Here is a 21,320-nt window from a genome sequence, read left to right on the forward strand (position 1 = left end):
ATGACTCCGGCAGTTCCGAAAGCCGCTCGGCCGGCCGCGCCGTTGCTGCGCCTGGACGTTCTGACGGTGCGGTTCGGCGACCGTGCCGCCCTCGACGAGGTCACGCTCGACGTGCACGAGTCCGAGACGGTGTGCGTACTCGGCCCCAGCGGCAGCGGCAAGTCGACGCTGCTCCGCGCCGTCGCGGGGCTCCAGCACCCGGACGCGGGCCGGGTGATCCTCGACGGGAACGACCAGAGCGGGGTGCCCGCGCACCGGCGCGGCATGGGGCTGATGTTCCAGGACCACCAGCTGTTCCCGCAGCGCGACGTCGGCGGGAACATCGCCTTCGGTCTGCGGATGCGCCGCACGGGGCGGGAGGAGTCGACGGCACGCGTGACGCGGCTGCTGGAGCTGGTGGGACTCCCCGGAGCCGAGCGACGCGCGGTGGCGTCGCTGTCCGGCGGCGAGCAGCAGCGCGTGGCACTGGCGAGGGCACTGGCGCCGAGTCCGCGGCTGCTGATGCTGGACGAACCGCTGGGGCAACTGGACCGGGGCCTCCGTGAACGGCTGGTCGTCGAACTGCGCTCACTGTTCCGTTCGCTGGGCACGACGGTGCTCGCGGTGACCCACGACCAAGGGGAGGCGTTCGCGCTCGCCGACCGTGTGATCGTGATGCGCGACGGGCGGGTGGCCCAGTCCGGTACCCCGGTCGAGGTGTGGCGGCGTCCGGCGTCCGAGTTCGTCGCCCGGTTCCTCGGGTTCGCCAACGTCGTCGACGCGGTGGTCGGTGACGGCACCGTGCGCACGCCGTGGGGCGACCTGCGCGGCCCGGAGGGCGTGGAGCGGGGTGCTGCCCGCCTCCTGGTGCGGCCCGGCGGGGTCCTGCTGCGCCGTGGCTCTGCCCCGGCCGCCGCGTGGCCCGGCGGCCGGGGCGGCGGTGACGCGCCCCCCGGGCACGGTGGAGGTGGAGGAGACGGGGCGGCGCTCCTGGACGGCGACGAGGGCGCTCTGCGCTGTGTGGTGGCCGCGCGCACCTTCCGCGGTGACCATGTGGTGCTGCATCTGGACCCCGAGCGGGGCCCTCGGCTGGAGGCCACCTGCCCCCTACGTCACGCACCCGACGAAGGGGCGCGGGTCGTGGTCGGCTTCGACCCCGAAGAGGCCGTTCTGTTGCCTTCTGAGCCCCGATCAGGCGCGCCGTCCGTGGAGAACTCGCAAAAAAGATGAAAGTTTTCGTCTAGACGGGCACAGTCTGGCGATCTAAATTGTCAGCCGCAACGCTGTTGATCAGAACACGCCACCACCAGCTCCCCAGGAGTGGTCCCGCATGAGACGCATCCTGCCCACCCTTGCCGCGGGCCTCGGCCTGCTGGTATCCAGCCTGGTCACCGCGGGCCCCGCCGCGGCCGCCCCCGACCAGGGCGACCAGCCCGAACAGTGGCGCAGCTACTGGGTGGACGCCTTCAACGAAGGCGTCTACACCCCGGAACAGGCGGCTCGCGCCGTCGAGGACGCACTGGCGATCAACGCCAACGCCCTCATCGTCCAGACCGGCAGGCGCTACGACTGCTTCTGCAACCGCGCCCTCTACCCGCGCACCGACGCGGCGGTCAACCCCGCCCCGTACGACCCGCTGGACGAGATCATCGAGCAGGCGCACGCCGCGGGCCTGGAGGTCCACGCCTGGGTGAACGTCAACACTCTCTGGAACAGCGCCACCGCGCCGAAGTCGCCCGAGCACGTCTTCAACCAGCACGGCCCCACCGCCGAGGGCAGCGACCGCTGGCTCAACAAGAAGGTCGACGGCACCGAGTTCCAGGGCGCGAACGTCTACGTGGATCCCGGTCACCCGGACGTCGCCGACTACATCGTCAAGGCGATCAGCAGCATCGCCAGCGAGTACGACGTCGACGGAGTCAACCTCGACTACATCCGTTACCCGGACCACAACTCCACGACCACCCACAGCGACTGGGGCTACAACGATGTCTCCGTCGAGCGGTTCCAGCAGGCCACCGGCCGTTCCGACCTGCCCGAGCCCAGCGACGCGCAGTGGACCGACTGGCGCCGTGACCAGGTGACCAACCTGGTCCGGAAGATCTACCTGTCGCTGTGGGACATCGACCCCCAGACGCGACTCTCCATCAACGCCATCACCTACGGCAACGGTCCGCAGGCGGTCGGCGGCTGGGAGTCCACCCGGACCTACGGCGAGGTCCTCCAGGACTGGGTCGGCTGGCTCGACGAGGGCATCACCGACACCGTCATGACCATGAACTACAAGCGCAACTGGCAGCCGGCGCAGAAGCAGATGTACTCGGAGTGGTCCGAGTTCATGGCCGACAACCAGATGGGGCGCCAGACCGTCAACGGCCCCGGCCTCTACCTCAACCCGGTCGAGGACAGCGTCGAGCAGGCGCTGGAGGCCGTGGCCCCCACCGCCGCCGGGAACACCGCGGCCGGGTGGAGCGGCTACGCGTACGCCAACCCGAGCAGCACCCACGTCGACGGGTCCTGGGAGAACCGTTCGGCGGAGCGCGACGCGCTGGCCGAGGCGCTGACCACCGGCCCGGACGCACCGTTCGCCGAGGAGGCGGCGGTCCCGGACATGGCATGGAAGACGAAGCCGGGCGAGGGCCACGTCACCGGCCAGCTGAAGCTGCGCAACGGTGACGGTCTGGACCAGACGAAGGTCACCCTGAAGCCGCTCACCAACCGCTCGCAGCCCGTGACCCGCGTCGCCGACGGCGACGGCTGGTTCGGCTTCGCCCATGTCGACCCGGGCGTCTACCTGGTCACCGTGGACCTTCCCCGCGGGGTGGTGGGTGCGCCCGTCACCGCCGTGAAGGTGGACAAGGGCAAGGTCAGCGAGGCCAAGCTGGGCAGCTACATCAACCTGCGCTGACGCCTCATCGCATCTGCGTGGTGCACACCGTGCACCACGCATATGGGGCCGCGCGACGGACGGAGGCCCGCCCCGCGAGAGCGGGGCGGGCCTCCGTCCGTGCTGTTCGCCGCCCCGCGCCGCCCGCGGCGACCGAGTCGCCGGCGGCTGGTCGGCGGGGCCGGGCCGGTTCAGCCGGGAAGCGGCAGGGTGAGCAACGCCGCTGTCAGCCATGTCAGCGGCACGAACACCGCCAGGAGCGTCGCCGCCCGCAGCAGCCGCGCCCGGCGCATCAACCGTGGCGCGGCGCCCAGTTCGCGGAGCGTCTCCGTCGCGGAGGCCCGCTCGGTACGCAGTGAAGCCGCTGTGGTGAGGGTTGCCCCGACGACCGCCAGGAGAACGACTCCCGCGCCCAGCAGCCCGAGCCCACCCGCGAACACCGGCCCGTCCAGGCGGGTCGCGGCCAGCGCGGCGGCCGTCGACGCGCTGACGGTGCCGAGCTGAGCACCCAGGCGGGAGGCCTCCCGCTGCAGGGTGCGTCCGGCCAGTAGCCGCAGCGCGCCCGGCCGGCCCAGGGTCAGCAGCCGTGCGGCAGCCTGAGCGAGCCCCGGTGCCGCCAGGACGACCCCGGCCACGCTGAGGGTCCAGCCGAGCAGGACCCCCGCTGACACGCCTCCGAGGGTGCCGGGCAGCGGCAGACCGTCCGTGTCGCCCGCCGTGGCTGCCGCGTATCCGCCGACAGCGGTCCCGGCCGCGACCAGGGCCGCGCCCCAGGGGAGAAGCGCGCCCGCCGCTGCCGCGCGCTCGCGCGCCGGTACCGCCAGCCCTCCGGCGACGGCGACGGTCACCGGAACCAGCGCCAGCAGGGTGAGCGCGCCGGCCAGGGGCAGGTCCGGGCCGCCGACAGGCAGACCGATGCCCTGTCCGTCGAAGAGGGGAACGGAGCCCAGCTTGCCCCGCAGCTGAAGGAACACCAGAACCGCCGCAGCCACTCCCAGCAGCGCGGCCAGTGCCGTCGACAGTGCGGCGTGCGCGCGGAGCCGGCGTGGGGCGAGCGAGACCGCGTCCAGTGCGGAACGAGGCTCGGTCACCGGGTCGGCACGGGCCACGGAGGCCGCTAGTTGCGCGGTGGCGGCGAGCGGAAGCAGGCACCAGGCCAGACGCACGAAGGCCTCGCCGGGCTCCGTCGGGTTGGCGGTGGCGTAGGCGAGGGCGGCCAGCAACAGAAAGCCGACGCCGGCGGCGGTGGCGGCGAGGACCAGGCGTCGCAGCTGGGCGACGGGTCGCGCGCCGCGGGCTAGGCGGAGAGCGAGCATGCGGGTCCGGCCACGGTGGAGTCATCCGGGCCGGCGGTCAGCCGGCCGTCGAGCAGACGCAGTGTGCGGTCGGCCACCGGTGCGACCTCCTCCTCGCGGCCACTGATGACCGTGGTGATCATGTGGGAACGCGCGGCGGCGACCAGCGTCCGCAGCGCCTGGACGCGGTCGCCCTGGTGCAGTGGTGCGGTTGGTTCGTCGGCGAAGAGCACGGACGGCTCGTGGACCAGAGCCCGAGCGATGGCCACCCGCTGCTGCCGCGGCCGGCTCAGCTGTCCCGGGCGCTTGGCCGCGCACTCCCCGGCGTCCAGCCGCTCCAGCCACTCCAGGGCGGAGCGTCGTGCCTTGCGGTGACCGGTGCCGCCGAGGAGCAGGGGGAGGGCCACGTTCTCCCAGGCGGTCAGTTCGGACAGCAACTGGGGGGTGTCGGAGATCCTGCCGAAGCGTTCGCGGCGCAGCCGCTCGCGGACGCCGACGGGCAGGTCGTGTACGGGAATGCTGTCGAACCAGACCTCGCCGCGGTGCGGGAGCAGTCCGGCCAGGCAACCCAGGAGGGTCGTCTTGCCACTGCCCCGCGGGCCGGTCAGGGCGACGATCTCACCCTTGCGGATACTGAGGTCCACGTCCTGGAGGGCGGGTGTGCCTTCGCGGACGCAGTGCAGCTCACGGGTCCACAGCAGGTCGTTGTCGGGTGGGGCGGCGCTCACCGAGGAACCTCCGCTGGTCGGCAGGGCAGCGACAGTACCAACGGGTCATGCCGGATCTTGGTTACGGAACGGGCCGTGGCGAGATAAATGCCGCAGAAGCCACCGGATGGCCGTCCGGGGCCCATGGAGAGAGAAAGAATCCAGCCATGCCACCGTGCCCGGACGTTCTGGCGGTGTCACGCGCCGTGAGCCGAAAGGTTTGTGGCGATGAGGCGCACTCTCCGCTGTCCTTCCGGTGGTGCGGGTGCATAGGCTGGAGTCGTCTCACCCGTGCAACGCGAAGCAGGAGGGGTGCCGTGACCAGCGAGCTGCGTCGGCTCCGTAACTACATCGACGGAGAGTTCCGGGACGCCGATGACGGCCGGACCACCGAGGTGATCGACCCGGTGACCGGCAAGCCGTACGCCACCGCGCCCCTGTCGGGGCCCGCGGACGTGGACGCCGCGATGGACGCCGCACGCGCGGCGTTCCCCGCGTGGCGTGACGCCACGCCCTCCACTCGCCAGCTCGCGCTGCTGCGTGTCGCCGACGCCTTCGAGGAGCGCGCCGACGAGCTGCTGGCGGTGGAGTGCGAGAACACCGGGAAGCCCCTGGAGCTCACGCGGCAGGAGGAACTGCCCGCCATGCTCGAGCAGATCCGGTTCTTCGCCGGAGCGGCCCGCATGCTCGAGGGCAAGTCGGCGGGCGAGTACATGGAAGGGCTCACGTCCTTCGTGCGCCGCGAGCCCGTCGGGGTCTGCGCGCAGGTGGCCCCGTGGAACTACCCGATCATGATGGCCGTCTGGAAGTTCGCCCCGGCCATCGCCGCAGGCAACACGGTCGTGCTCAAGCCCTCGGACACCACTCCCGCCTCCGCTGTCCTGGCAGCGGAGATCCTCGGCTCCGTCCTTCCGAAGGGCGTGTTCAACGTGGTCTGCGGCGACCGGGACACCGGGCGGCTGATGGTCGAGCACGACACTCCCGCCATGGCCTCGATCACCGGCTCGGTGCGGGCCGGCATGGAGGTCGCCGCGAGCGCCGCCAAGGACCTCAAGCGCGTGCATCTGGAACTCGGCGGAAAGGCCCCGTGCCTGGTCTTCGCCGACGCCGACCTCGACGCGGCGGTCGAGGGCATCCGCGACGCCGGGTTCTTCAACGCGGGGCAGGACTGTACCGCCGCCACCCGCGTGCTGGTCCACGACTCCGTGCACGACGCCTTCGTCGACGCCCTGGTCAAGGCCACCGGCGACGTGCGCACGGGCGACGTCACCGACCCGGACTGCTTCTACGGGCCGCTCAACAACGAGGCGCACCTCGGGAAGGTGGCCGGCTTCATCGACCGGCTCCCCGCTCACGCGAAGGTGGAGACCGGTGGCCACCGTGTGGGGGAGCAGGGCTACTTCTACGCCCCGACCGTGGTGAGCGGTCTGCGCCAGGACGACGAGATCATCCAGAACGAGGTCTTCGGGCCCGTCATCACCGTGCAGCGCTTCCGCGATGATGAGCAGGCGCTGGAGTGGGCCAACGGTGTGGACTACGCGCTGGCGTCCTCGGTGTGGACGACCGACCACTCGCGCGCCATGCGGCTCTCCAAGAGCCTGGAGTTCGGGTGCGTGTGGATCAACACCCACATCCCGCTGGTCGGGGAGATGCCGCACGGTGGCTTCAAGAAGTCCGGCTACGGCAAGGACCTTTCGGCCTACGGCCTGGAGGACTACACCCGCGTCAAGCATGTGATGACGGCGCTCTGACCGGTGGGCCCGGCCCAGGCCGGGCCCACCGGTCAGAGCGCGCTTCGCCGCAGGGCCCCGCGCCGCCCCGGCGTGGGGCCCCACGCGTCAGGGCGACGCCTGCACTGTTCGCCTTCTGTGACTTTCGGTGAGGGTGCCTGTGTGGCCGATGTTGGCCGGATGCACCCGTGTGACCGGGCGGGGCGGTTGCTACGTTCAGTGGCCGTTCCATCGCTTCAGGCCACTCGCACCTGATGCGGGCGACGTACCCCCACCCGAAGGGATCACCCATGCGCAACGGACTCCGCAACCGCAAGACCGCCCGGCTGGCGATCGTCCTCGCCGCCATCGGCATGTTCGCCGGCGGCATGACCGCCCAGGCGTCCGCCGTGGACCACACGCCGGACCAGCAGTGCTGGCCGGTTCCCGGCGGCTGGCTCTGCCACTGACACCAACGGCTGAGTCCGTGGGGCCGCCACACGGCCCCGGCGGCACAGGGTGCGGGCCGCCCGGATCCCCACGGTCCCGGGCGGCCGGCCCGTTTCTCACACACGTGGCGCGGAGTCGGTCCCCCGACCGGCACGGTCGATCTCCTCGCGCAGCAGCGCGACCCGGTTGCTGGTGACCGCGTCCACGCCGAGTGCGATGAGCCGTCGCATGGTGCGGCGGGTGTCCGCCGTCCACACCCCGATCCGGTAGCCGTTCTCGTGGGCGTGGGCGACCGTCCGCTCGTCGACGAGGCCGAAGCGGTAGTTGAGCCAGGCCGGCCGGATGTCGGCGAGGAGACTGGCGCGGATCGCGGTCGGCAGTTTCCAGGTCAGGGCGATCTCGGCCGCCGGGTCGGCCGCTCGCACCGCGCGCAGCGCGGCCGGATCGCCGCAGTAGCGGACCCGTGCCATGGAGCCGTCCTCCCGGACGGCCTCCACCGCGCCCCGCGCGGTCGCGGGGTCGGGATCGGGCAGGTCGACCAGGGTCAGCTTCGGGAACGTCGCCGCCAGTGCCTGACGGAGCGTGGGCACCGCCCCTCCGCACACCTCGCCGAGTTCGGTGGACGTGAGCTCCGCGACGGCGCGGTCCTGACCCCAGAGGCGCTTGAGACCCGGGTCGTGGAGCACCACCGGAACGCCGTCGCGGCACAGCCGCACGTCGAGCTCAACGGCGTCGGCACCGGCCCGCAGGGCCGACCGGAAGGACGCCAGGGTGTTCTCACGCTCGCGGTAGGGGTCGCCCCGGTGCGCGACCGCCAGGACGGGGCCCGACGGAGCGGTCACAGCTGTTCCTCGGTCCGTTGCCATGAGGTCAGATAATCGTCGATCTCCGCGGTGAGGCGGGATTTGAGCGGCGTGTCGAGGAACGACGCGTCCACCGCGCTCCGCGCCAGCGCGGCGAGACCCGCCTCGTCCAGCTCCAGCAGACGGGCCGCCACCAGGTACTCGCTGGTGAGGTCGGTGCCGAACATGGGTGGGTCGTCACTGTTGATGGTGACCGGCACCCCCGCGGCGACCAGACGGGGCAGTGGATGGTCGGCGAGGGAGGCCACCGACTGAGTGGCCACGTTGGAGGTGGGGCACACCTCCAGGGGGATTCCCCGCTCGGCCAGGTGGGCCATCAGCGCGGGGTCGTCCGCGCTGCGGATGCCGTGCCCCACCCGCTCCGCGCGCAGCGCGTCGAGCGCGTCCCACACCGACTGGGCGTCACTCGACTCGCCGGCGTGCGGCACGCTGCGCAGCCCCTCCGCGACGGCTCGTTCGAAATACGGTGCGAACTGCCCGCGCGGCACCCCGATCTCCGGTCCCCCCAGACCGAACGACACCAGGCCGTCCGGTCTCAGCTCGCACGCCATGCGGGCAGTTGCCTCCGCGGCGGGCAGACCCAGCTCCCCGGGAATGTCGAAGCACCAGTTCAGGGCGACCCCGAAGTCCCTCGCCGCTGCGTGGCGCGAGTCCTCGATCGCCTCCATGACGGCCTCCTCGGGGATGCCCCGTTTCGTGAAGCCGTAAGGCGTGACGGTCAGCTCGGCGTACCGGATCGTCTGGCCCGCCATCTCGCGCGCTACCTCGTAGGTCAGCATGCGGACATCCTCGGCGTCGCGCACCAGGTCCACCACCGACACGTAGACCTCGATGAAGTGGGCGAAGTCGCGGAAGGTGAAGTACTCGGCCAGCTCCGCCGGGTCTTTGGGCACCGGAGAGTCCGGGTGCCGGCCGGCCAGCTCGGCGACGATGCGGGGCGAGGCCGAACCGACGTGGTGGACGTGCAGTTCGGCCTTCGGCAGCCCGGCTGCGAAGTCGCGCAGACCGGGTCGAATCTCGTCCATGTTCTCCTCCAGCGCGGGCCGGCGCCGCGGTGCTCGTGTACCGGGGGTGTGCCTCCGGGCCGGCGGAGGGAGCCATCGTAGGTGGGACCCGCGCCGCGCCGGGCAGGCGGACCCCTCACCACACGGGATACCGGCACCGTGCGCCGGGACGGGTGACACACACCACGAAAACAGTCGGCCGAACCCGCGTAAGGATCCCGCCTCCTTCCGCTCTCTCCTCCTGACGGCATGTCGCCCCGCACGGGGCCAGACGTGAGGAGAGCACACCAATGAACAGCTCGGTAGGCGGCCGGACAGCGCTGCAGTGGCTTGCGGCGGCGGCACCGGAACCGGACAGTTGCCGACGGACATGGGAGGACAGCCCGCAGCGGCTCACCCTGCTGCCGGCGGGGCGCATGTGGGACGTCCTCACCCTGCCATCGGCGCTGGGCCGGGAGGCGCTCGACGTACTCCACCGCCTGGGGGAGGTGACCGGACCCGTCCTCGCCGACGAGGAGGCCGACCGGGTCGGGTTCCTGGTGCCGGCGGGCACATCCGCCCGCTGGGTCGGGACGGGCGTCAGCGGCGTGGGCAGCGGCAGCTGGATCGCCCTGCCGCACCCCCGGCGCAGGACCGGGCGCGTGCGATGGCTGGTCGCTCCCGACGGCTCGGGCGAGTTGACCGACCCGGCCCGGCTGGAGCTGGCCATGCACGAGGCGGCGGCGGTGCTGGCGCGTGGCGCCGGGGTCCCGCGCCAGGGCGGACGCGCCGACCGGCTCGGCGTGGTGCCGGGCGCCCCGGCCCCGGCGCCGGGCGGATCGGTGGCCCCCGAGTCCGCGGGGGACGAACGGCGCTGTGGCTCCCCGGCTCCGGACGACGGCCGGGTGTCGGCTGACGCTCCGGAGCCGTCGCGGCCGTCGGGGCCGTCGAAACCGCCGGAGACGCATGGGGCCGGGGCGGTGCCGCGGCCCGAGCCCGGCGATGGGGTGACCGGATGACGCGCCATGCGTCGCTCCGTCCCGGCGCGCGCGGGGGCGCTGCCGGGACCGAGCCGATTACCGCCGCGAAGGAAGCGGGCCCGGTGAGACCGTTCGCCCGCCGGCGCCGGCCCCACGCGGAGGAAGCAGGGGCTCCGCCGGCAGTCGACTGGCCGGGGCGGCGCGCCCCGGACAGGTACCCGAACGACCCAGCCACCGCATCGACGGGACGGAGAGGCGTGCCGCCCCGTACGGAGCCCGGTGCGACCCTCGACGGAGCGTTGTACGGGGCCCCGCGCGCCAGGCCCTGAAGACCGGGACACGCACGGCGGCGTGGGGCCGGCGACTGCCGGCCCCACGCCGCCGTGCGGATTGGGTCACTCTCCCGCGAATGCGCTCCGCAGGACATCGAGGCCCTCGTTGAGCAGCTCTTCTCCGATGACGAGCGGCGGGAGGAAGCGCAGGACGTTGCCGTATGTGCCGCAGGTGAGGACCAGCAGACCCGCCTGGTGGCACCGCTTGGCGACCGCGGCCGTCAGATCCGCGTCGGGCTCCTTGCCACCGGGCTTGACCAGCTCGACCGCCAGCATGGCGCCGCGCCCGCGGACCTCACCGATGGACGGGAACTCCTCGGCGAGCGCGGTCAGCCGGGGCTTCATGATCTCCTCGATACGGCGCGCCCGGGCCGCGAGGTCCTGCTCCCGCATCGTCTCGATGGCGCCGAGCGCGGCGGCGCAGGCCACCGGGTTGCCACCGTAGGTTCCACCGAGACCACCGGAGTGCGCCGCGTCCATGATCTCGGCCCGACCCGTGACGGCCGCCAGCGGAAGCCCGCCGGCGATGCCCTTGGCCGTGGTGATCAGATCGGGCACCACGCCCTCGTCGTCACATGCGAACCACTGTCCAGTGCGGCAGAAGCCGCTCTGGATCTCGTCGGCGACGAACACGATGCCGTTCTCGCGCGCGAACCGCGCGATCCGGGGCAGGAAGCCGCGTGCCGGCTCGATGAAGCCGCCCTCGCCCAGCAGCGGCTCGATCACGATGGCGGCGGTGTTCTCCGCCCCGATCTGCTTGGTGATCTGGTCGATCACCTGCGCCGCCGCCTCCTCGGCGCAGTTCTCGGCGCCGGTCAGCCAGCGGTACGGGTAGGCGACCGGCACCCGGTAGATCTCCGGCGCGAACGGCCCGAAGCCGTGCTTGTACGGCATGTTCTTGGCCGTCAGCGCCATCGTGAGGTTGGTGCGTCCGTGGTAGCCGTGCTCGAACACGACGATGGCCTGGCGCTTGGTGTACGTGCGCGCGATCTTGACCGCGTTCTCCACTGCCTCCGCGCCGGAGTTGAACAGCGCCGACTTCTTGGCGTGATCGCCGGGCGTCACCTTGGCCAGCTCCTCGCACACGGCCACGTAGCCCTCATACGGCGTGACCATCGCGCAGGTGTGGGTGAACCGGGTCAGCTGCTCGGTGGCGCGGCGGACGACCGCCTCGGCGCTGTTGCCGACCGAGGTCACCGCGATGCCCGACCCGAAGTCGATCAGACGGTTGCCGTCGACATCCTCGATGACCGCGCCGCCGGCCCTCTCCACGAAGACGGGCAGCACGGCGCCGACGCCGCCCGCCACCGCGGCCTCCTTGCGGGCCATCAGCTCGCGGGACTTCGGACCGGGGATTTCGGTGACGACGCGGCGCTCCTGGGTCAGCGCGGGCCCTCCGGACAGATCCTGGGTGATGCTCATCGGGCACACTCCTCGGCACGGTGGTGGCGTGGGACGCCGGGCCTGCCCGGCCGGACGACGGGGCGTCCCGGACAGCTCGGCGTACATGCTTGCAATTCGCAGGCTAGGGCCACGGTGGTGGTGGAGACATGCACCACCACGGAGCACTCCCCAGCGTGTCTTGGCCGTCGCGTCGAAGCGGCGGGCGCCGACGCCGCCGTGTCCGCACCCGTGGCGCGGCGCCTCAGGGGGCGCGCTGGGAGCGCTGAGCGGGACAATGCGCCGCCCCGTGCGCCACGGGGCGCAAGCCGTCCCGGCGCCGGTATCGCACGGAGGCCGCCGGGACGGGGGCGTCCCGCATGGGGCGCGGGCCGGTTGTTCCGGCCGGGCCGCCCCGTGCGGGCCGCACCGCTCCGCGCCGGGGCAGCGAACCGGGGGAAAGGCGCGCCCCCACCGTTCCAGCTTGGCGAGGCGAGCACCGGCGGCCCCGGGGAACGGGGCCGGCACTGAGCGAGTGGTGACGCGTGATGATCAGTACGGTCCGAGGACGGGCGCGTGGGACGGCGCCGGGCAGACGCGATCACCCCGTTCGTCGAAGACGTAGAGCCGCTCCATGTCCACCAGCAGCGGAACGCGTTGCCCCGGGCGCGCCCACACGTCGGCGCCCGCCCGCACGACCAGGTTGCCCGCCATGCGGCCCGCCGCCTCGGTGGACTCGCCCCCGTCCGGCTCCGTCGACACGGCGCCCGGGGCGTGCGGACCACCCGTTCCGCCGGCGGGAGCGCGGCTGCCCAGCAGGCGGGAGAGCGGCCCCGGCCGCCCCACGCGGCGACGCGTGGGGCGGCGTGCCGCCTCCAGCCCGGCCACGGCCGCGCCCCGCGCGCCCACGTTCACATGGACCAGCGATTCGTGGCCCTGGAACTCCACGTGGTCCACCACGCCCTGGAGCGCCCCCTCGCCCGGACCGGCCTCCTGCGGTGACGCCACCCGGACCGCCTCCGACCGCAGCCCCACGGTGATGTCCCGACCCATCTGGATACGGAGCATCTGGTGGTCGGGCAGCAGCGGCTCGGGCAGCAGGAGCTTCTGCCCTCCGAAATCCAGGCTCATGCGGCCGCCGAGTGGTGCCAGCACCCGTGCCCGGAGCAGGTTGATGCGAGGAGTGCCGACGAACGCCGCCACGAAGACGTGGTTGGGCAGCTGGTACACCTCGCGAGCGGTCCCCGTCTGCTGCACCACCCCGTCGCGCATCACGGCGACCCGGTCACCCAGCGACATCGCCTCGGACTGGTCGTGGGTCACGTAGAGCGTCGTCACACCCAGCTCCCTGGTGAGCGTGGCGATCTCCGCGCGCAGCCGATTGCGCAGCTTGGCGTCCAGGTTGGACAGCGGCTCGTCCATCAGGAAGGTCGACGGGCGCCGCACGATCGCCCGCCCCATCGCTATCCGCTGCTGTTCGCCACCGGAGAGCTGGGAGGGCAGCCGGTCCAGCAGGTCCTGTACGCCGAGCTTGCGGGCCGCGTTCTCCACGCGGGGCCCCGGGTCCTCGTCCGGCGTCTCGATCCGCAGCGGGAACCCGATGTTCTGCCGCCCCGTCATGGTGGGGTAGAGCGCGTAGTGCTGGAAGACCATCGCGAGCCGCCGCTCGCCGGGGCCCCAGTCGTTGGCGTTCTCGCCGTCGAGCAGCACCGTGCCCGAGGTCGGTTCCTCCAGTCCGGCGATGAGCCGCAGCACCGTCGACTTGCCGCACCCCGAGGGGCCGAGCAGCACCACGAACTCGCCCGGCGCTATGTCCATCGACAGCCGGTCGACCGCGGTGACTCCGCGGCCGTAGACCTTGGTGACGTCCTGCAGGGAGATGGCGCGGCTCATCGGCTTCCGTCCAGGTGATTCGGCTCCGTCGGCATGGTGGGGGGATCGGAACGTAGCGCAGGCACGGAGCGAGGGGAACGCTTCTGACGGCATTGCCCCGAAGAAGCGCCCCCGGCCCGGGGACCCGTGCCCGTGACGCGTTCCCACGAAGCCGTCCCCGCGCAACACGGAATGCGGACGGAGCAGTTGACGCGCCCAAGCAGGCCACACCGGAAGCCGCGGGGCCATAGGCTGGGAGCGGCCGGCACGACGGACGGGCGGCACAGCGAGCGGCGAGACCGGCCGGTACCGGTCGGGGAGCGGCGGAGGCGATGACCACGGACGGCACGCGGCGCGGACCGCATGACGGGTCCCGGACCGCACCCACGGGGCGCGGCGCGCCCCCGGCACCACGGCAGCCACCGGAACCTCCGACGACGGCCGCACCGCCGCTCTCCGGATGGCTGCACGCGCCCCGGCCCTCCGCGCCCCCCGGCGTGTGGCGCTTCGGCCACGTCGCCAAGCCCCCCCGGGAACCGGACCCCCTCAGCGACCGCGAGCTGTACGGCGGCGCGCTGCTGGCGCTGCTCAGCGGACTGCTGGTCTGGTCATTGTGCTGGAACGGCTACGTACGTGTCTGGCTGTGGCCACTGGACTGGATCACGTTCGACGCGTGGAGCGGGACCCGTGCCTATGTGTCGGTGACCTACCTGTACTACGTCCTCTTCGGACTGACGCTCGCCGTCCTGTTCGGGCGGATCGGGAACTGGCCCCGCGTGTGGCGCCGGCAACGCCCCCGCGTCCTCGGTCTGCTGAGACTGCGTCCGGACGCCCCGCCGCTTCCCGTCGCGGAGTTCCGGCGTGCGTCGCTCGCCGTGGTTCTCGGAGCGTGGGCCTGGGGGCTGAGCTTCGGCGGCGTCTGGGTCTTCTGGCTCGAACCGCTGTACGCGCTCGTTCCTGACAGCTGGTGGGAGAACGGTGACTCGACCGCCTACGTCGTCGCCTACAACGTGTACTACGCGCTCTGGACGGCGCTGCTCGTCGCCGGCTGCACGGCCCTGGGCGGCTGGCGACAGGCATGGCGCCGGCTGAGCACCGGCCCCGCCGAGCAGGCGGCCACCCTGCGCGACCTCACCCGCTGGCAACAACTCCGCGACGGCGGCGCGGTCGAGGCCGCCGAGCGGCTCACCGCCGACCTGCGCGACGGCACCCTCAGCGACCTCGACTACGCACGCATCGACCACGCGTGGCAGACGGTACGCGCCCGGCCCACCGCCCTCGGCACCTTCAGCGACGCGGTGCTCACAGCCGGGCCCGCCGCGTTCGCCCACCCCTCGGGAGACCGTGACCTGGCCGTGCGCACCGCGCGCCACGACCTGCTCACCCGGCAGGTCCTGATCGGCGAGGCACTCGACGACGAGCGCAACCCCTACGAGCACCGCGGCGAGTCCGCGGCACTCGACCCCACGGTCCTCGGTACCTCGCTGCTGGCCGTGGGGCCGCCCGGCTCCGGAAAGACGGGGCGGGTGATCCGCCCCGTCACCGAGGCCATGTGCCTGCAGGCGCTCACCGGCCGGGCCGCCGTCGTGGCCGTGGGCAGCGCCCCGGCCGCCCTCGGCCCTGACGGTGCCTTCGACGTGATCGTCCGGATCGGAGACCCGGCCTGCGGGCACCGCCTCGACCTCTACGGCGGCGTCGAGCCCACCGACGAGGCAGCGGTGCTGCTCGCCGAGGCGCTGACCGGCGGCACACGTGCCGAGCCGCGCGAGGCAGCCGCCGCACTGGTCCAGCTCATCGGTCCGTACCGCGCCGCCTACGGGCACTTCCCCGGCGTCCCGGAGCTGCGGGCCCTGCTCGACGGGGCCCCCGCCCTCCTCGCCACCCTCGCCGAGGATCTCGACCACGCCGGGGCATGGGACCAGCAGCGAGAGCTGGCCGCCCGCGCCCGGCAGGCCCAGCGAGCCGACGACATCGGACCGCTGCTCGCCGACCGTCTGGCCGTACTGGACCGCGCGGGGTTCTCCGCCGCACCGGACGGCGCCGCCGCACGCCGGGTGCGGCCGTTCTCGCTCGCGGCGCTGGAGCACCCCCTGCGGGTCCGCGTCGACCTGCCCGGCGCCGGCCACACCGAGGCGGCCCGGATCCTCAGCAGGCTGCTGCTCGCGCAGTTCACCGCCGCCGTCACCAGCCGCGCGGACCGTTCGCTGTTCGCCTGCCTGGTGCTCGACGACGCGACCGCCGCCGTCACGCCCGGCACGGTGCGCGGCCTGACACACCTGCGCCCCGCCAACGCCGGCGCCGTCCTGGCGCTGCGCACCCTGGACGAGGTGCCCGAGTCCCTCCGTGCCGGCCTGCTGGGCGCCGTCGGCTGCCGCATGGCGTTCTCCGGGATCACCACCTGGGACGGTGAGCACTTCGCGCGAACCTGGGGCAAGGAGTGGACCGAGGACCGGGACGTCACCAGCTCACCCGACCGGTACGGCGGCGTCATCCGCCGCTCGGGGCGCGGCGTACGCAAGCTGTTCACCGGGCGCGACGCCACCACCGAGACCGTGACGGTGCGCCGCGTGGAGCGCGAGCGCTGGTCCGCCTCCGAACTGGCCCACCGCCTGCCGCCGCGCCACGCGGTGCTGTCGCTGACCACGGTGTCGGGCGAGTCGGGGCCGCCGCTGCTGATCCGCCTGGGGTCCTGACTGCGGCCCGGCCGCGCGGAGGTGGCGGCGGGCGGCCGAATCCCGTGGCCCGCTGGTGCGCGGTACCGTGAGAGGCGCGGATAATCCGCCCGGTGGGCGTGCGCAGTTCGTGCCCCACGCTCTCCGCCCCCGGTCACCAAGGGTCCGCCATGTATCCGACGCTCGCTTCCCTGGTCCAGCACCCGGCGCTGAAGCTCCGGGTGCTGACGGCGGAGGGCTCCCTCGACGCCGAGGTCCGCTGGGCCCATGCCAGCGAACTCGCGGACCCGGTGCCCTTCCTTGACGGCGGTGAGCTCCTGCTGACCACCGCCGTGAAGCTCGACGTCCACGATGCCGCCCGCATGGGGCGCTACGTGCGGCGGCTCAAGGACGCGGGGGTGGTCGGCCTCGGGTTCGGGATCGGTGTCAACCACCCGGAGGTGCCCGAGCCCCTGCTGGCCGCCTGCCGCGACGCCGGGCTGCCGCTGCTCGAGGTGGAACGGCGCATTCCGTTCATCGCCATCGCCAAGGCCGTCTCGGCCGCGATCGCGGCCGAGCAGTACCAGGCCGTCGCCGCCGGGTTCGCCGCACAGCGGGAGCTGACCCGCGCCGCCCTCAGCCCGGACGGCACCCGGGAGCTCCTGGCACGCCTCGCCACCCAGGTCGACGGGTGGGCCGCTCTCTACGACCTCTCCGGCGCGGTCACCCACGCCGTCCCCGCATGGGCCGCGCGGCGGGCCGCGAAGCTGACCGAGGAGGTGCGCCGGCTCCGGGACCGCGCCGGACCCGCCAGCGTCGTCGTGGGGAGTGCCCCGGACGGCGGCGAGGGCACCGCTGACGACCGGGTCGAGCTCCAGTCGATCGGAACGGGGGCGCTGCCGCGCGCCGTGCTGGCGATCGGCACCGAGGCTCCGCCCGGCACGGCGGAGCGCTACGCCGTGCAGTCGGCCGTCGCCATCCTGACCCTCCTGACCGAACGGTCACGTGCCTTCGAGGCCGCCGAGCGCCGTCTGGGCAGCGCCGTGCTCCACCTGTTGCTCAGCGGTGAGCCCGAGCACGCGCGGGCCGTGGGCGGACAGGTGTACGGGACACTGCTGGACGCGCCCCTGCGGGTACTGGTGGCCGAGACGAACGACCGCGAGGCCGAGTCCTTCGCCGGCGCGGTCGAGGCGGCCGCCGCCAGGGCGGGCGAACCGCTGCTGCTGGTGCCCGACGGGGCGCAGACGGTGCTGCTGGCCACCGAGGGCGGGGCCGTGCTCACCGCCGCGCAGAGCTACGCGCGGGACGCGCAGACGGAGCGCCCCGGCGACTCCACCATGGTCATCGGCGCGTCGGGGCCCGCCGGCCCGACCTCGGCCGACACCGCCTATCAGCAGGCGCGGCAGGCGCTGCTGGTGGCACGGCGCCGCGGACGTCCGTATGTCGAGCACGACGACGTCGCCACCGGCTCCGTGCTGCCGCTGCTCGCCGACGACGCCGTGCGGGCGTTCGCCGACGGCATGCTGCGCCCGCTCCGGGAGCACGACGCCCACGGCCGGGGTGACCTGGTCGCCTCCCTGCGGGCATGGCTCTCCCGCCACGGGCAGTGGGACGCGGCCGCCGCCGACCTGGGCGTGCACCGTCACACGCTCCGGTACCGGATGCGGCGGGTCGAGGAGATCCTCGACCGCTCGCTCGACGACCCCGACGTCCGCATGGAGCTGTGGCTGGCGCTCAAGGCCACCGACCCGGGCGCGCGCCACCCCTGATCCGGGGCCCCGCCCCATGCGGTGCGCCGTGCGCCGCATCGCTGTGCACAGCCGCGCGCTCGCTGCCCCGCGTGGCCCGCCCCGTACCGTCCGCCCCATGCGGGCGAGACTGTGCGCCGTCGCCCCACGCGGGCGGCCCCGTGCGCACCGCCTTGCACCACGCCTGCCGCCCTGCGCGGGAGCGGCGTCCGTCCAGCCGGCCCGTATCGCGGCGCGGGCCGGCCGGACGCCGGCGGTCACGCCGCGCAGTACTCGCTCTTCTTGCCGATGGACCGATACATGCAGTCCGCGTTCTCCATCAGGATGAGCACGGCCTCGCGGTTCCGGCTGGTCTCCCGGTCGATCACGCTGCCCGGCGGGTAGAAGCCGCCGCCGCTCGCCGAGCGCGGGTACATCTCGAAGGTGTACGAGAAGATCCCCTGGTCGGCCCACATCCAGTCGTTGACGGACCCGTCGGTGACGTAGAGGTCGCTGGACTGCTGCGGTCGGTACCCGTTGCTGTCCGCCATCGCCTCGCCCACGGCGGCGAACGCGTCACGGTCGTCCTGCGTGAGGCCGGGGGCCGTGTCGTCGTAGGTGTAGCCGTAGGGCCAGAGGATCAGCTCGCTGTAGGTGTGGAAGTCGATGTGCGCGGTGATCTGCTGCTCACCGTCGACGACCCTGCCGCGCACGAAGTCGGCGATGACCTGGGTCTCCTTCGCCGACTCCGGGCCGTGTCCGCGGTAGGTCTCACTGCCCGGGTTGGTGGACGAGCCGCCGCAGCAACCCCACTGGTGGGCGAAGTTCCGGTTGAGGTCGGTTCCGATCGCGCTGGAGCCGCTGTCGGGCTCGCGGTTCTTGCGCCACATCCGGAACTGACCGGAGTCCATGTCGTGGGCCTTGCCGTCCGGGTTGACGATGGGGATGATCCACAGTTCCCGTTCGTCCAGCAGCTCCGTGACCCGTGTGTCGGTGCCGTAGCCGGAGGTCAGCTCGGCCAGCGTGTAGAGCGCCATCTCGGTGGTGAGGTGCTCGCGGCCGTGCATGTTGTGGGTGAACAGCACCTCCGGCTTGTCCCGGTCGACGGCGGCCTCGGAGCTGACCTTGACCGCGACGATGTCGCGGCCCTCGTGAGAGGTGCCGATGACCTCGGTGCTGACGAGGTCGGGGTACTGGGTGGCCGCCGCCTCGATCGTCTCCATCGCCTCCGCGTAGCTGGTGTACTCCGACGGCGCGGAGGCGATCGCGTCTCCGGCGGCGGCCGCCACCGGCTCCGTCAGGTGGTAGCCGAGCCCACGGAGCGTCTCGGCGGTCGCGCGGTCGGCGGTGACGGTGACGGAGTGGTCGTCGACGGCGTCGATCGCCGCGCCGTGGGCGGTCAGCGCCGTGCGTTGGCCCTGGGTGCTGATGCCGAGGACTTCGTAGCTCCGTGCGGCCGGGGCGTCGACGGTGGGGGCGTCGGGCCGGTTGTCGGGCCCCGGTGCCGCCAGGGCCTGGGCACCCAGGGGGACGGCGAGGGCGAGGGACAGAAGGGCGGCGGCGGTCGTGTTCCGCCGGCGCTTGGGTGAGCGCATCACATCTCCTGGTGGGGTCCAGTTGACGGGTGGGGGTATGCGGGTGGTCACTGGTTGTGCCTGCGCCGTCATCCTCGCGGAATGGCATGGACCGGTCAATGCTGTGCGAGCGGGCGTGCACCGTGCGCGCGCGGCGCCGTCACCACGCGCCGGTGGCGTACGCCAAAGCGGTGCGGCACCGTCACAGACCGCGCCGCGTCGGACAACAGCGCGCGGCCTCCGTGACCCCTACGGTGGGCAGAGAGGAGTCACCCCATCACCCACTCTCGGAAGGTCCGGTCCACGCGATGACCACAGCGAACCCCCCGCACGCGTTCTGGCTCGCCGGCCGTGAGGCGACCGGCGACACGATCCTGGACGTCACCTCGCCCTGGGACGGCCGCACCGTCGGACAGGTGAGCGTTCCGACCGCCGCCCAGACCGAGGAGGCCGTCGCCGCCGCGGCGGCCGTGGCGGCCGAGTTCGCCGCCACCCCGGCGCACGTCCGCGCCGCGGCGCTCGACCACGTCGGCGCGCGGCTCGCCGAACGGGCCGAGGAGATCGCCCTGCTGATCTCGGCCGAGAACGGAAAGCCGCTGAAGTGGGCACGCGGCGAGGTGGGCCGCTGCCGTTCCGTCTTCCGCTGGGCGGCCGACGAGGCCCGCCGTTACAACGGCGGAGTGGCGCAGCGCCTGGACAGCGACGCCGGGGGCGAGGGGCGGCTCGCCCTCACCCGGCGGGTACCGCACGGCCCCGTGCTGGGCATCGCGCCGTTCAACTTCCCCCTCAACCTCTGCGCGCACAAGGTCGCCCCGGCCATCGCGGTCGGCACCCCGATCATCCTCAAGCCCGCGCCCGCGACGCCGCTGTCCGGGCTGCTGCTCGGCGAACTGCTCTCCGAGACCGACCTCCCGGCCGGCTCGTGGAGCGTCCTGACGGTCCCCAACGACGAGATGCCCGCCCTCGTGCAGGACGAGCGGCTGCCGATCATCTCCTTCACCGGCTCCGCCCCCGTCGGCTGGTCGATCCTCGACTCCGTGCCGCGCAAGCGCGTCACCCTCGAACTCGGCGGTAACGGGGCGGCGATCGTGCTCGCCGACTACTCCTCGGACGCCGACCTCGACCGCGCCGCCCAGCGCATCGCCACCTTCTCCAACTACCAGGGCGGACAGTCCTGCATCTCGGTCCAGCGGGCGGTGGTGGACGACTCCGTCTACGACCGCTTCCTGCCCCGGCTGATCGAGGCGGTCAACGCCCAGGTGACCGGCGACCCCTCCGACCCGGCGACGGATGTCGGTCCCCTGGTGAGCGAGGACGCAGCCAAGCGCGTGGAGTCGTGGGTCGAGGAGGCTGCGTCCGCGGGCGCGAAGATCCTCACCGGCGGCACGCGCGACGGTGCCAGCTACGCGCCGACGGTTGTGGAGAACGTGCCGGCGCACACCCGTCTCGGCTGTGACGAGGTCTTCGGACCCGTGATGTCGGTGATCCGCGTCAACGGGGAACAGGACGCGTACGACGTCGCCAACAACTCGGACTACGGCCTCCAGGCCGGGGTGTTCACCCACGACGTGCAGGCCGCCTTCCGGGCCCACCGTGCCCTGGAGGTCGGCGGCGTGATCATCGGGGACGTCCCCTCCTACCGGGCCGACCAGATGCCCTACGGCGGCGTCAAGCAGTCGGGCGTCGGTCGCGAGGGGGTCCGGTTCGCCATGGACGACTACACCTACGAGCGAGTGATGGTCCTCACCGGTCTCGACCTCTAGGGGGCTCACGCCGCACGCCGCCGGGACCGCTCGCGGCAGGTCGGCCCCGAGGGCCCGATCGGTCCCGAGCGGCCCCGAGTGGTCCCGAAGGCCCCGCCCCGTGGCTCCGCATGGGGCGGGGCCATGACGCGCGCGCCATGCCCGCCCGCTCCGCCCGTGGCGGGGCGG

At 73.0% G+C, this 21,320-nt stretch carries 15 protein-coding genes; 8 read left to right on the forward strand and 7 right to left on the reverse strand.

The window, feature by feature from the left end:
• Both E0D90_RS00235 and E0D90_RS00240 read left to right on the forward strand, forming a co-directional pair.
• Positions 1–1,209: an ABC transporter ATP-binding protein gene (locus tag E0D90_RS00235; protein ID WP_174856121.1), complete on the forward strand. Its 1,209-nt coding sequence runs from the start codon at positions 1–3 to the stop codon at positions 1,207–1,209.
• A 100-nt stretch (positions 1,210–1,309) separates the two neighbouring features.
• Positions 1,310–2,887 carry a glycoside hydrolase family 10-like protein gene (locus E0D90_RS00240; protein ID WP_130796148.1) on the forward strand — a complete coding sequence of 526 codons (1,578 nt, stop codon included), beginning with the start codon at positions 1,310–1,312 and terminating at the stop codon, positions 2,885–2,887.
• A 170-nt stretch (positions 2,888–3,057) separates the two neighbouring features.
• Here E0D90_RS00240 and E0D90_RS00245 read toward each other — a convergent pair whose 3' ends face one another.
• Both E0D90_RS00245 and E0D90_RS00250 read right to left on the reverse strand, forming a co-directional pair.
• Positions 3,058–4,182 (reverse strand): hypothetical protein, encoded by a 1,125-nt coding sequence (locus E0D90_RS00245; RefSeq protein ID WP_103503961.1) that lies wholly within the window; start codon positions 4,180–4,182, stop codon positions 3,058–3,060.
• Positions 4,164–4,889 (reverse strand): ABC transporter ATP-binding protein, encoded by a 726-nt coding sequence (locus E0D90_RS00250; protein WP_227869871.1) that lies wholly within the window; start codon positions 4,887–4,889, stop codon positions 4,164–4,166. Before E0D90_RS00250 ends, E0D90_RS00245 begins: the two co-directional genes overlap by 19 nt.
• A gap of 296 nt (positions 4,890–5,185) precedes the next feature.
• Here E0D90_RS00250 and E0D90_RS00255 point away from each other — a divergent pair, with 296 nt between their 5' ends.
• Entirely contained in the window at positions 5,186–6,619 is a 1,434-nt protein-coding gene (locus tag E0D90_RS00255; protein ID WP_103503962.1) for a gamma-aminobutyraldehyde dehydrogenase, read from the forward strand.
• Positions 6,620–6,888: 269 nt separating this feature from the next.
• Positions 6,889–7,047 (forward strand): hypothetical protein, encoded by a 159-nt coding sequence (locus E0D90_RS26425; RefSeq protein WP_157996785.1) that lies wholly within the window; start codon positions 6,889–6,891, stop codon positions 7,045–7,047.
• A 96-nt stretch (positions 7,048–7,143) separates the two neighbouring features.
• Here the strand turns inward: E0D90_RS26425 and E0D90_RS00260 are convergent, their stop codons facing one another.
• Both E0D90_RS00260 and E0D90_RS00265 read right to left on the reverse strand, forming a co-directional pair.
• Complete coding sequence (locus E0D90_RS00260; RefSeq protein ID WP_103503963.1) at positions 7,144–7,893, reverse strand: glycerophosphodiester phosphodiesterase; 750 nt, start codon at positions 7,891–7,893, stop codon at positions 7,144–7,146.
• The gene (locus tag E0D90_RS00265; protein ID WP_130796149.1) at positions 7,866–8,915 is read right to left on the reverse strand and encodes an adenosine deaminase; all 1,050 of its coding nucleotides are present in this window, start codon (positions 8,913–8,915) and stop codon (positions 7,866–7,868) included. The genes E0D90_RS00260 and E0D90_RS00265 overlap by 28 nt, the downstream gene beginning before the upstream one ends.
• A 269-nt stretch (positions 8,916–9,184) precedes the next feature.
• Here E0D90_RS00265 and E0D90_RS28395 point away from each other — a divergent pair, with 269 nt between their 5' ends.
• On the forward strand, positions 9,185–9,892 hold the full coding sequence (locus tag E0D90_RS28395; RefSeq protein ID WP_307721121.1) for a hypothetical protein: 708 nt from the start codon (positions 9,185–9,187) through the stop codon (positions 9,890–9,892).
• Between the two features lie 356 nt (positions 9,893–10,248).
• On the opposite strand, the gene gabT is transcribed toward E0D90_RS28395, so the two are convergent.
• Both gabT and E0D90_RS00280 read right to left on the reverse strand, forming a co-directional pair.
• Positions 10,249–11,607, reverse strand: coding sequence for a 4-aminobutyrate--2-oxoglutarate transaminase (gabT, locus tag E0D90_RS00275; RefSeq protein WP_130796150.1), 1,359 nt, complete (start codon positions 11,605–11,607; stop codon positions 10,249–10,251).
• Positions 11,608–12,117: 510 nt separating this feature from the next.
• Positions 12,118–13,458: an ABC transporter ATP-binding protein gene (locus E0D90_RS00280; protein ID WP_130796151.1), complete on the reverse strand. Its 1,341-nt coding sequence runs from the start codon at positions 13,456–13,458 to the stop codon at positions 12,118–12,120.
• A 476-nt stretch (positions 13,459–13,934) separates the two neighbouring features.
• On the opposite strand from E0D90_RS00280, the gene E0D90_RS00285 reads away from it, so the two are divergent.
• Together E0D90_RS00285 and E0D90_RS00290 are read left to right on the forward strand one after the other, a co-directional pair.
• Positions 13,935–16,130, forward strand: a complete 2,196-nt coding sequence (locus E0D90_RS00285) for an ATP-binding protein (protein WP_227869873.1) — start codon at positions 13,935–13,937, stop codon at positions 16,128–16,130.
• A gap of 149 nt (positions 16,131–16,279) precedes the next feature.
• Positions 16,280–17,857: a PucR family transcriptional regulator gene (locus E0D90_RS00290; protein WP_130796152.1), complete on the forward strand. Its 1,578-nt coding sequence runs from the start codon at positions 16,280–16,282 to the stop codon at positions 17,855–17,857.
• A 236-nt stretch (positions 17,858–18,093) separates the two neighbouring features.
• On the opposite strand, the gene E0D90_RS00295 is transcribed toward E0D90_RS00290, so the two are convergent.
• Complete coding sequence (locus tag E0D90_RS00295; protein WP_227869874.1) at positions 18,094–19,410, reverse strand: M14 family metallopeptidase; 1,317 nt, start codon at positions 19,408–19,410, stop codon at positions 18,094–18,096.
• A gap of 287 nt (positions 19,411–19,697) precedes the next feature.
• On the opposite strand from E0D90_RS00295, the gene E0D90_RS00300 reads away from it, so the two are divergent.
• Positions 19,698–21,152 carry an aldehyde dehydrogenase family protein gene (locus E0D90_RS00300; protein ID WP_103503969.1) on the forward strand — a complete coding sequence of 485 codons (1,455 nt, stop codon included), beginning with the start codon at positions 19,698–19,700 and terminating at the stop codon, positions 21,150–21,152.
• Positions 21,153–21,320 lie beyond the last annotated feature (168 nt).

Source organism: Streptomyces otsuchiensis, assembly GCF_004305975.1.
Lineage (GTDB): Bacteria > Actinomycetota > Actinomycetes > Streptomycetales > Streptomycetaceae > Streptomyces > Streptomyces otsuchiensis.